Raw genomic sequence first — 9763 nt, 5'->3', positions numbered from 1 at the left:
CGGCACAACGCCCGCCCGCTCAACCCTCACCCCGAAATCATCACCTCCGCCTCGATCTCAACAGGAAAATTCAGCGGCAGGCCGGCGACGCCGATGGCGGAGCGGGCGTGGCGGCCGACGTCCTGGCCGAAGACGTCGTTGATCAGCTCGGTGAAGCCGTTGATGACGGCGGGCGGGTTGGAGAAGTGGGGGGCGCAGTTGACCATGCCGAGAACGCGGCACCAGCCGGTGATGCGGTCGAGACTGCCGAGTTCGCGCTTCAGGCTGCCCAGCATGACAAGCCCCACCTTGCGGGCCGAGGCGTGGGCCTCCTCGATCGTCACCGTATCGCCGACGACGCCGAAGGGGCCTGATGGGGAGCCGTCGGGGTTCTGCGGGCCGTGACCGGAGATGAAGGCCCTATTCCCTCGTACGTTGACCCAGGGAAAGGGCAGCGTCATGTGCGAGGGCAGTTTCAGCGGCTGGGGCAGGACGAGGCCCAGCGAGACAAGCTTCTGTTCGTAGTTCGACATACTGTTCCCCTGACATGGCTGCGGTCATGGCGGCGCAAAGCGCGACCAAACGGCCGGATCGTGGATCGGAACCTGTTTCTGCTACTAAAATGCCGTCGAAGTGACGTCGCTCACCATAGCACGACGCGCGGCTCTCCGCATCAGGCCGTCAGCGTGGCCTTGGCCGAAGGGGCCGATTTCGGCTTCTTGCCCTCGAAGACGAGATCGAGGAATTCGTTGAGCCAGGCCTTGAGCGGCGCGTCGAACAGCATGCGGCCTTCGAGATGCTCGCGGCCCTGCTGGGCGTTGGGGAGGATGAAGCGGTGAGCGCCGTGGACGACCCAGCGGTGCATCATGGCGCGCGTCAGTTCGGCGTGGAACTGCAGGGCCCAGGCGTGGCCGTTGTAGCGGAAGGCCTGGTTCGGGTAGACATCACCTTCAGCAAGAAGATCGGCGCCGCGCGGCAGATCGAAGCCTTCGCGGTGGAAGTGGTAGACCATGCGCGGCCAGTGCATCAGCTGTCGGCCCTTTTCGGTCGCGCGCAGCGGATACCAGCCGATCTCGGTGGTCTCGTCGGCATTGGCCGCGACCTTGCCGCCGAGATGGCGGACCAGCATCTGCGCGCCGAGACAGATGCCGAGCAACGGCTTCTTCTCCTTCAACGGGACATTGAGCCAGCCGATCTCGGCCTTGACGAAGTCGTCGGGATCGTTGGCGCTCATCGGCCCGCCGAAGACGACGGCGCCGGCATGCTCGGCAAGCGTTGTCGGCAGCTTTTGGCCGAGCACCGGGCGGCGGATGTCGAGGGGATAGCCCTTCTCGGCGAGCAGCTGGCCGACACGGCCGGGGCTGGAGCTCTCCTGATGCAGCACGATCAGGACCGGGCGTTTGCCTTCGATGCTTGAGCCCGGGTCGTTGGGGCTTGCTGCGCCGGGGCCGGCAATGCCGGTGCCCGTGCCATATATGCCCGCCGTGCCTGTACTGTCAGTCGGCATCGTCTTGCACCACGTCGATGCCGGTGACGCGCTTGGCTGCCTCCTGGCGCTTCTGTATGCGCTCGCGGGCTGAGACGCCGAGAAGCTCGGCGATGCGCCAGATCGCATCGTCTTCCATCTCGCTGCGCTCGCCATCGGCATAGACGATATCCCAGAGAATGCCGATCAGCTCCAGGCGCTGCTCGGTGTCGAGGTGACGCTTCAAGTCCGAGGTGAAGCGGTAATAGTCGACGGCGTCGCTTTCGGCTTCCTGGCCGGCGGCGATCAGCGCGTCGAGCTGCTTGCCGTCGAGACCATACTGGTCCTTCAGGAGCGTGCGCAGACGCTTCTTCTCGCTGTCCTTGATCTGGCCGTCGGCCTCCATGACCTGCATGCAGAGTGCCGCCACCGCGATGCGGGGATCATCGGGGGCGAAGCTGCTCTTTGGGGTGTCTGCGGTCAGGTTCTGAAAAAATGCCTGGAAGCGTTCGAACATACGGGTCCTGTTTGGCTAGAAGAGGCGAAGCCGTGTCTTGGGTTCTGGCTCGGCCGATGGATTGCGCACGCCCGGATCATCCGGCAGGCCGCCGAAGAAGGGGCGCGGTTCGGGGGCGTCGGCGGGTTTGCTCGCGGTTGCCGGCTCCTTAGATGCCGGTTTCGGCTTGGCGGGCGCGGGTGCCGCTGGCGTCTCGGCCACAGGGCGGGCGGCCTTGGCGATGGTCGCGGCGCGTTCGAGCTCGATGATGCGGTGATCGCCGGCGGCACTTTCTGGCCTCACGTCGCGCACCGGCGGCAGGCTCTTCAGCGCGCTGTCGATGGAGATGACGGAGCCTTCCTCGACCGGGCCTTCGACCTGGCCGAACGGCGCCTTCCAGACGAAGGCGTCGAGCTTGCCGGTGACGGGCGAGAGCGGCAGCCATTTGTCGGAGACGTAGCCGTCTGCCACCCATGCCGGATCGCGCGGCGCCTTCAGCGCCTGGGCAAGCCAATGGCGAATGCGGCCCTGGTCTCCGGTCTCGGCTTCCTCGATATCGGCGAGCAGCAGGAAGGCTGCCTCGCGCGGCTCGATGCGGGCGGCGGCCTCGGCCTTGGCGCGGGCCTTGGCGAAATCCCTGATGTCGAGTGCCGCCTGGGCGACGATCAACAGCGATTCGATGTTGTTGGGGCGGAGCGCCTCCAGCTTTTCGGCGCGCTTAAGCCGGTCGGCGAGCGAATCACCGCTGCGGGCGCGCACATAGGTGGCGCCGATCTCGGGATGCGGGTTGGTCTTCCAGGCCTGCTCGAGAATGGAGGCTGCCTTGCGCAGCTTGTCTTCGCGAAACAGCGCCTTGGCGGCGATGATCGCGGCCGGCTCGAAATCGGCCGAGAGTTTCAACGCGTGGGTGGCGTCGTCGCGGGCGCCTGAAGGATCGTTCTCCAGCTTCTCGTCGGCGCGGGCCGTCAGCAGCACGGCGCGCAGGCGGTCGGCCTCGGCCTTGTCGATGACGCGGGCGGCCTTCTGCTGCTCGAGCAGGCGGATCGCATCGTCCCAGCGGCCGGACTGGCTGCGGTATTCGAGCGTCGCCTGGGCGGCCCAGGGCAGATAGGGCGCGTTGTCTGCGGCCTTTTCGGCATATTGCCGCGCCGCTTCGTTGGCGCCGAGGCGCTTCGCTTCGAGATAGAGACCGCGCAGGCCGAGCTCGCGGGTCTCGGGATCCTCGACCATCGCCTCGAACTTGGCGCGGGCCTCATCATGCCGGCCTTCGATGAGGGCTGCCTGGGCCTCGAGCAGCGCGATCAGCGGCTCCTGGTCGGCGCGGATCAGGCCGCGCGAGCGGGCGGCCATCTTGCGGGCCATCAGCGCATTGCCGGCGCCGGCGGCGATCAGGCCGGTCGAGAGCGCCTGGTAGCCACGGTCGCGCTTGCGGGCGCGGAAATAGCGGGTGACGGAATGCGGCGAGGTCCAGATGACGCGCACCAGCCACCAGGCGACCATGACGACCGCGATCAGCGCGATGATTGATGTGGCGGCGACGATCAGCCGGGTCTGATAAAGCTGGCCCTCCCAGATCAGCGAGAGATCGCCGGGACGATCGGCAAGCCAGGAGAAGCCGTAGCCGAGAACAAGCACGAGAAGCGCGAAGACGACGAGCCTGATCATATCCTCAGCCCTCCTTGCCAGTACCGGAAACGGCCTTCGACAGCGCGCTGCCGACCAGTTCTTCGACGCGGATGCGGGCGTCCAGCGATTGCTTGAAGGCGGCGGACGCCTGCTTGGCATCTGTCGGCAGCGTGGTCCACTCGTTGGCCGCACCCGGCAGGTCGCCGTTCTTCACCTTGTCTTCCATGCGCGCGGCAATCGCCTCGACGCTTTCGCCCTCAATATTGCCGACCGGGCGCACGCTGACCAGCGACTTGGCGCCAGCCATCAGCCGGTCGGACCAGCTCTCGTTCGGATCGGCCTTGTTGACGCTACCGACGATCGCGGTCGCCACATCGGGGGCCTGGCGGATCAGCTCGGCGCGCGAGGGCACGCCGGTTTCGGCGAAATTCTTGAGGTCGGCGACGACGGGATCATCGGGCGAAACGCCGGCGTAGGTGTCGAGTTCAGCGACGAAGGGGCCGCCGCGATCAATCGCGGCCTTCAGGCCGGCCGCGGCGATCGCCTTGGCGACGGCGACGTCCTGGCGCGGCTCGTTGAGCTTCTGTTCGGCGGCGGTGAGGCGCTGTTCGAGCTCGGCGCCGTTGGTGGCGCGCTGCTCGGTCGCCTGGCTGACGGCGCCGCGCAGCTGGTCGAGCTGGGCATTGAGATCCGATATCTTCTGGTTCAGCGCATCGACGGTGGCGCTATCGGTGCCCGAGCCGGCTGCCTGAGGCGCCTTGGCGGCGGTCTCAAGTGCGGCGATGCGGCTTTCGAGCGCGTCATTGGCCGGTGCGGCCTGCGGTGCGGCGGCGAGGTTGGCGACCGACTGCTTGAGGCCGTCGATTTCGCCGGAGAGGTTGGCGATCTCGGGCGAAGCCGTCTCAGGGGCCGAGGAGCCGGGTAGGAAGCCCTCATACTGGATGGCGCCGGCGCCGATCAATGCGATCAGCCCGCCGACGATGCCGGCGGCGATCAGCCCGGACGTGCCGCCCGGCTGGCGCGGCGGCTCGCTCTTTGCGGGCTGCACGGGTTCGGGCGCATGATTATAGGGCGGCAGTTCGGGATCAGGCGCCTTGTCATAGGCGAAGGGCTCCACCGTCTCTTCAATAGGAGCGTCCGCCTTGGCCTTCGCGGCCTCGCTCTCGTCCATGCCATCATCGGGAACGATCGATTCGCTGGTCTCCGACTGCGCTTCGGCTACCTCGTCGGCATTGTGTTGCGCGTCCTTGCTGGCACTCTCTTCCGAGGCAATCTCCTGCGCATCCAAGTCGATCGTGACCGGCTCGTCGGTGCTCTTCGAATGGCGGGGCGGATTTCCTGGTGCCATGAGACCCTCATAATTCTTACAGTGGTTCGAAAGTAGTCAGTGAGGCCGGTGAAGGAAAGAGGCCAGATGAAATTTGCCAGCCACGTCGCTCACAGAAGCGACAACAGGGCTGTCTCATCCGGGCTGTCGGGCGTGGCGGATTGGCCTTGCAGGGGCACGGGAATCGCTTCGGCGATGGCCTGGCTGAGGCAAAGCAGGCGGACGCCGATGAGGGCGTCGAGGTTGGCGGAGATTTCCTTGAGGGCGAAGAAATCCTCGGCGGTGCGGCGCGAATAGAAGAGGATTGCGTCGGGTTCGTGGGCCGAGAAGAGCTCGCGGAGCAGCTGGTCGGGGATGTCGAGGCGGCGCATGCGGTAGCATTCGACCGTTTCGACGGTCAGGCCGAGGGCGGCGGCGCGGGTCTCGAAGGTTTCGGCGCGGGGGAAGCCGGCGAGGTAGAGCAGGTTGGTCTTGTCCGATCGCGCGATGTCGCGTTGCGCGATGCGGTCGGCCAGGTCGGCGCCGTCGCCGGTGGAGGCGGTGACGTTTCTGAAGCCTGCGGCCCTTGCTTCCTCGGCGGTGGCGTCGCCGACGGCGTAGAGGGGGCGGGAGAGATATGGGGCGAGGTCATCGGGGCGTTCGGTGAGGACGCGGATGGCTTCGGCGCTGGTGACTGATATTGGGCCGTCGGAGTTGGCGAGCGCCGCGAAGGCGGCGTCCGGGTCGTGGGCGGGGGCCGATAGCGGCAGCATGATCGGCTCGTGCCCCATCTCCGCCAGCCGTTTTGCGGTGCGCTCGCCCGGATGCGGTGGACGGGTGACGAGCACGCGCATGCGCCGTCAGCTCCAGCTGTCGAAGAAGGAGGTGCCGGCGCGGGCGCGGATATCCTGACCGGCGCGCGTGCCGAGCGCCACGGCGTCGCGGCGGTGGCCGTCGATGGTGATGGCGTGCTGGCTGCGGCCATCGGGGGTGATGATCAGGCCGTGCAGGCGGATCTGGTCGCCTTCGCAGACCGCATAGCCGCCGATCGGCGTGCGGCAGGAGCCATCAAGGGCGCCCAAAAAGGCGCGCTCGCAGGAAACCGTGTCGTAGGTCCTGATATCGTTGATCGGGGCGAGCAGCGCGTCGGTCACCGTGTCGCCGATGCGGCTTTCGATGCAGATCGCGCCCTGGGCAGGCGCCGGCGGGAAGGTGTCGGGGTCTAGGATGTCGGTGATGACCTCGACCTTGCCGAGCCGCTTCAGGCCGGCGAGCGCCAAGAGCGTCGCGTCGACCTGGCCTTCGTTCAGCTTGCGCAGGCGGGTGTCGACGAGGCCGCGGAAGGTGATGACGTTGATATCGGGGCGCATGCGGCGGATCAGCGCCTGGCGGCGCAGCGATGAGGAACCGACGGTGGCGCCGTGCGGCAGGTCGATCAGCTTCGCGGCGGTGCGGCCTACGACAGCATCGCGAATGTCTTCGCGCGGCAGGTAGGCGGAGAGACAGAGCCCTTCGGGCAGCGTCGTCGGCATGTCCTTGGAGGAATGCACGGCGATGTCGAGGTCGCCGCTCGCAAGCTTCTCTTCCAGCTCCTCGGTGAACAGGCCCTTGCCGCCGATCTCCGACAGCGAGCGATCAGTGATGCGGTCGCCCTTGGTCGAGAGCACCACGATCTCGAACATCTCCTCGGGGAGGTTATGGGCGGCCATCAGCCTGTCTCGAGCTTCGTTTGCCTGGGCGATCGCCAGCGGGCCGCCTCTGGTGCCGATCCGGAAAGGTTTTGTTTGCATCCGCATTGATCCGTTGTTACCGGAGTTTCTCGTAAACAGGTTTCAGACCCATCGCAATCAACGATCAGGCACCATGGCTCCCTTTCTGCGTATCCTCGGTATCGAAACAAGCTGCGACGAAACCGCCGCCGCCGTTGTCGAGCGGGATGCGAAGGGCGTGCCGACCGTGCGCTCCGATGTGGTGCTGAGCCAGCTCGAAGAGCATAGCGCCTATGGCGGCGTGGTGCCAGAAATCGCCGCGCGCGCCCATGTCGAGGCACTCGATACGCTGATCGACGAGGCTTTGAAACGCGCCAATGTGTCGCTGTCCGACATCGACGCCATCGCCGCGACCTCGGGTCCGGGGCTGATCGGCGGGCTGCTTGTGGGTCTGATGACCGGCAAGGCGATTGCCAAGGCATCCGGCAAGCCGCTTTACGCGGTCAACCATCTCGAGGGCCATGCGCTGACGGCGCGGCTGACGGATGGGCTTTCCTTTCCCTATCTGATGCTGCTCGTCTCCGGCGGACATACGCAGCTGATCCTGGTGCGCGGGGTCGGCGAGTACGAGCGCTGGGGCACGACGATCGACGACGCGCTGGGCGAGGCCTTCGACAAGACGGCGAAGTTACTCAGCCTGCCCTATCCGGGCGGGCCGGCCGTCGAGCGGGCGGCGAAAGCGGGCAATCCTCAGCGGTTCAAGTTTCCAAGGCCGCTGGTCGGCGAGGCGAAGCTCAATTTCTCCTTCTCCGGCTTGAAGACGGCCGTGCGGCAGGCGGCGACGGAGATTGCGCCACTGACGGACCAGGACGTGGCCGATATCTGCGCCTCGTTCCAAGATGCCGTGTCGCGGACGCTGAAGGACAGGATCGGGCGCGGGCTGGAGCGGTTCAAGGCACTCTATCCCGATGTCGAGCAGCCGGCGCTGGTGGTGGCGGGCGGCGTTGCCGCCAATCTCGTCGTGCGCGGCACGCTGCAGGCGCTGTGCGACAAGAACCGTTTCCGCTTCGTGGCGCCGCCGCTGCATCTGTGCACCGACAACGCGGTCATGATCGCCTGGGCGGGGCTGGAGCGGATGGCGACGGGTGTTGCGCCCGATGATCTCGACGTGCAGCCACGCTCGCGTTGGCCGCTGGATTCGAGCGCCGAGACATTGCTGGGCTTCGGCAAACGGGGAGCAAAGGCATGAGCGGAGAAAGCGAAACGATCGCCGTCATCGGCGCCGGCGCGTTCGGCACGGCACTGGCTGCCGTGATCGCGCTGACGGGGCGGCACAAGGTGACGCTCATCGGCCGCGATCCCGGTCTGATGGCCGATCTCGCGGCCGAGCATCTGCACGACGCGGCGCTTCCCGGTATTCCGTTGCCCGAAACGCTGCAGTTTTCCGCCGAGCCGGATGCGATCAGCGATGCCGGCATCGTGCTCTTCGCCATGCCGTCGCAAGCGCAGGCCGATGCGGCGCGGCAATATGAACCTTACCTGGCTAAGGATGCCGTGGTCGTCACCTGTGCCAAGGGAATCGAGAAGACCACAGGCAATCTGTTGACCGACATGCTGGCCAAGGCGCTGCCGGGGCATGCGATTGCGGTGCTGTCGGGGCCGGGCTTCGCGGCCGATATCGCCAAGGGCTTGCCGACCGCGATGGTGGTTGCCGCCGAGAATGGCGAGATCGCCGAGCGGCTGGCGCAGGCGATTTCCGGGCGGACTTTCCGGCTCTATCCGTCGTCAGACAGGATCGGCGTGCAACTGGGCGGCGCCTTGAAGAATGTGCTGGCGATTGCCTGCGGTATCGTCGAGGGCGCCGGCATCGGCGATTCGGCGCGCGCGGCGCTGATTGCGCGCGGGCTTGCCGAGATGTCGCGCTTCGTCGCCGCCAAGGGCGGGCAGGCGGATACGGTGCCGGGTCTGTCCGGTCTCGGCGACCTCGTGCTGACCGCGACCAGCCATCAATCGCGCAACCTGCGTTTCGGCATCGCGCTCGGGCGCGGCGAGACGCGCGACCCCGCGCATGGCGAGCTCGTCGAGGGGGCGTTTGCCGCTGCCGTCGTGTCGCGGCTCGCCAAGTCGCTTGATATCGACATGCCTGTCACCGATGCGGTGTCCGCAATCATCGAGGGCAAGCTCGGCATTGCCGCTGCCATCGACCAGCTGATGACGCGTCCGATCACGACCGAATAGGAGACCTCATATGTTTTTCGCCTTTGTCTGCAAGGATAAGCCTGGCCACCTCAATGTCCGCATGGAGACGCGGCCGACGCATCTGGAGCATCTCAACGCGCTCAACGAAGCCGGCACGCTGAAAATGGCCGGTCCGTTTCTCGATGCCGAGGGCAAGCCTTGCGGCAGCCTTGTCATCGTCGAGGCCGAGACCATCGAGGCGGCAACCGAAATCGCCAATGCCGATCCCTACGCGAAGGCTGGCCTGTTCGAAAGCGTCGAGGTGAAGCCCTTCAACTGGGTCTTCAACAAGCCGGAGGCTTAATTCAAGTGGCGCACTGGCTTTACAAATCCGAACCGTCTGCATGGTCCTGGGAGCAGCAGAAGGCTGCCGGCGAAAAGGGCACGGAGTGGACCGGCGTTCGCAACTATCTGGCGCGCAACAACATGCGGGCGATGCAGATCGGCGACAAGGGCTTCTTCTACCACTCCAATGACGGGCTGGAGATCGTCGGCATCGTCGAGGTCTGCGCGCTGTCGCATCCCGATTCCACCGCCAAGGGCGATCCGAAGTGGGACTGCGTCGATATCCGCGCCGTCCGTGACATGCCGAAGCCTGTGACGCTGAAGGATGTGAAGGCGAGCGAGAAGCTGTCGAAGATGTCGCTGGTGACGTCGATGCGGCTTTCCGTGCAGCCGGTGACCGACGAGGAATGGGCCGAGGTCTGCCGCATGGGCGGGCTCGACAACCCGCCGCGCTGATATCGTGAAGACCGACCCCGCGCTCTTCATCCGCAACAATACCAGCCCGATGACGCCGCCGCATGTGCCGGAGATCCGGCTCCATCTGGCGAGCGAAGCGCATGAGCTGTGGCTGAAGACGGAAGACGAGCTTGCCGAGATCGGCCTGCCGCCGCCGTTCTGGGCTTTCGCCTGGGCGGGCGGGCAGGGGCTGGCGCGCCATG

At 66.3% G+C, this 9763-nt stretch carries 12 protein-coding genes; 5 read left to right on the top strand and 7 right to left on the bottom strand.

Annotated features, from left to right (window positions below; all coding sequences use genetic code 11):
* Nucleotides 1-26: 26 nt before the first annotated feature.
* The 7 genes from J5286_RS20405 to hemC all read right to left on the bottom strand — a co-directional run bounded on the left by J5286_RS20405 (nucleotide 27) and on the right by hemC (nucleotide 6662).
* Complete coding sequence (locus J5286_RS20405) at nucleotides 27-512, bottom strand: RidA family protein (RefSeq protein WP_209191887.1); 486 nt, start codon at nucleotides 510-512, stop codon at nucleotides 27-29.
* Nucleotides 513-652: 140 nt separating this feature from the next.
* Nucleotides 653-1486 (bottom strand): glutamine amidotransferase, encoded by an 834-nt coding sequence (locus tag J5286_RS20400; RefSeq protein WP_245206339.1) that lies wholly within the window; start codon nucleotides 1484-1486, stop codon nucleotides 653-655.
* The gene (locus J5286_RS20395) at nucleotides 1476-1961 is read right to left on the bottom strand and encodes a tellurite resistance TerB family protein (RefSeq protein ID WP_112946040.1); all 486 of its coding nucleotides are present in this window, start codon (nucleotides 1959-1961) and stop codon (nucleotides 1476-1478) included. The genes J5286_RS20400 and J5286_RS20395 overlap by 11 nt, the downstream gene beginning before the upstream one ends.
* A 15-nt stretch (nucleotides 1962-1976) precedes the next feature.
* Nucleotides 1977-3605, bottom strand: a complete 1629-nt coding sequence (locus J5286_RS20390; protein WP_209191886.1) for a heme biosynthesis protein HemY — start codon at nucleotides 3603-3605, stop codon at nucleotides 1977-1979.
* Nucleotides 3606-3609: 4 nt separating this feature from the next.
* The gene (locus J5286_RS20385) at nucleotides 3610-4914 is read right to left on the bottom strand and encodes a COG4223 family protein (RefSeq protein ID WP_209191885.1); all 1305 of its coding nucleotides are present in this window, start codon (nucleotides 4912-4914) and stop codon (nucleotides 3610-3612) included.
* An 89-nt stretch (nucleotides 4915-5003) separates the two neighbouring features.
* Entirely contained in the window at nucleotides 5004-5726 is a 723-nt protein-coding gene (locus J5286_RS20380; RefSeq protein ID WP_209191884.1) for a uroporphyrinogen-III synthase, read from the bottom strand.
* 6 nt (nucleotides 5727-5732) lie between these two features.
* A complete protein-coding gene (hemC, locus tag J5286_RS20375) occupies nucleotides 5733-6662 on the bottom strand; it encodes a hydroxymethylbilane synthase (protein WP_209191883.1) in 930 nt (309 codons plus the stop codon).
* A gap of 73 nt (nucleotides 6663-6735) precedes the next feature.
* Here hemC and tsaD point away from each other — a divergent pair, with 73 nt between their 5' ends.
* The 5 genes from tsaD to J5286_RS20350 all read left to right on the top strand — a co-directional run.
* A complete protein-coding gene (gene tsaD, locus J5286_RS20370; RefSeq protein WP_113197399.1) occupies nucleotides 6736-7830 on the top strand; it encodes a tRNA (adenosine(37)-N6)-threonylcarbamoyltransferase complex transferase subunit TsaD in 1095 nt (364 codons plus the stop codon).
* A complete protein-coding gene (locus J5286_RS20365) occupies nucleotides 7827-8819 on the top strand; it encodes an NAD(P)H-dependent glycerol-3-phosphate dehydrogenase (protein ID WP_209191882.1) in 993 nt (330 codons plus the stop codon). Before tsaD ends, J5286_RS20365 begins: the two co-directional genes overlap by 4 nt.
* A 10-nt stretch (nucleotides 8820-8829) precedes the next feature.
* Entirely contained in the window at nucleotides 8830-9123 is a 294-nt protein-coding gene (locus J5286_RS20360; RefSeq protein ID WP_047508745.1) for a YciI-like protein, read from the top strand.
* A 5-nt stretch (nucleotides 9124-9128) separates the two neighbouring features.
* Entirely contained in the window at nucleotides 9129-9560 is a 432-nt protein-coding gene (locus J5286_RS20355; protein WP_037181980.1) for an EVE domain-containing protein, read from the top strand.
* A 4-nt stretch (nucleotides 9561-9564) separates the two neighbouring features.
* Nucleotides 9565-9763: class I SAM-dependent methyltransferase (locus J5286_RS20350; protein WP_511458256.1), on the top strand; the 199-nt coding region annotated here is incomplete at its 3' end.

Source organism: Rhizobium sp. 16-488-2b (assembly GCF_017741815.1).
Classification (GTDB): Bacteria; Pseudomonadota; Alphaproteobacteria; order Rhizobiales; family Rhizobiaceae; genus Rhizobium.
The sequence above is the reverse complement of the archived record's forward strand: the minus strand, read 5'-3'. Positions and strand labels throughout refer to the sequence as shown.

Excerpts from the sequence above, each read along its gene's own strand:
- J5286_RS20405 (WP_209191887.1), bottom strand. The coding sequence starts at position 512 with ATGTCGAACTACGAACAGAAGCTTGTCTCGCTGGGCCTCGTCCTGCCC.
- J5286_RS20400 (WP_245206339.1), bottom strand. The coding sequence starts at position 1,486 with ATGCCGACTGACAGTACAGGCACGGCGGGCATATATGGCACGGGCACC.
- J5286_RS20395 (WP_112946040.1), bottom strand. The coding sequence starts at position 1,961 with ATGTTCGAACGCTTCCAGGCATTTTTTCAGAACCTGACCGCAGACACC.
- J5286_RS20390 (WP_209191886.1), bottom strand. The coding sequence starts at position 3,605 with ATGATCAGGCTCGTCGTCTTCGCGCTTCTCGTGCTTGTTCTCGGCTAC.
- J5286_RS20385 (WP_209191885.1), bottom strand. The coding sequence starts at position 4,914 with ATGGCACCAGGAAATCCGCCCCGCCATTCGAAGAGCACCGACGAGCCG.
- J5286_RS20380 (WP_209191884.1), bottom strand. The coding sequence starts at position 5,726 with ATGCGCGTGCTCGTCACCCGTCCACCGCATCCGGGCGAGCGCACCGCA.
- hemC (WP_209191883.1), bottom strand. The coding sequence starts at position 6,662 with ATGCAAACAAAACCTTTCCGGATCGGCACCAGAGGCGGCCCGCTGGCG.
- tsaD (WP_113197399.1), top strand. The coding sequence starts at position 6,736 with ATGGCTCCCTTTCTGCGTATCCTCGGTATCGAAACAAGCTGCGACGAA.
- J5286_RS20365 (WP_209191882.1), top strand. The coding sequence starts at position 7,827 with ATGAGCGGAGAAAGCGAAACGATCGCCGTCATCGGCGCCGGCGCGTTC.
- J5286_RS20360 (WP_047508745.1), top strand. The coding sequence starts at position 8,830 with ATGTTTTTCGCCTTTGTCTGCAAGGATAAGCCTGGCCACCTCAATGTC.